Genomic DNA, 268 nt, shown 5'->3' with positions numbered 1-268 from the left:
ATACGAATTTGCATTAGCAGAACTTTTGAACCTGCCTCTTGACTCATCTCAATCAACGACGCCAAGTTGTTCTTGATTATGTTAGGCTGGAATCCTCGTAGGCCGTCGTTAGCACCTAATTCTATTAGGACGTAATCTGGCGAGTGTTGTTTAAGAAGACCTGGGAGCTTTGCTAGGCCATTGCTCGTAGTATCGCCAGAAACACTGCCGTTGATGACCTTTATCGGTTCATCACCTGATGATAACTCGTCAGATAACATCGTTGGCC

Annotated in this window: 1 protein-coding gene; it reads right to left on the bottom strand. The window is 45.1% G+C overall.

Translation table 11 applies throughout. The features are described from left to right. Window positions 1-268 (bottom strand): GDSL-type esterase/lipase family protein (locus FQ668_RS27570; protein ID WP_256677683.1); only part of this gene is annotated, 268 nt, incomplete at both ends.

Source organism: Pseudomonas sp. Kh14 (genome assembly GCF_900291005.1).
Lineage (GTDB): Bacteria > Pseudomonadota > Gammaproteobacteria > Pseudomonadales > Pseudomonadaceae > Aquipseudomonas > Aquipseudomonas alloputida.
Note: the sequence above shows the minus strand (reverse complement) of the source record. Positions and strands in the feature narration are given on the sequence as shown.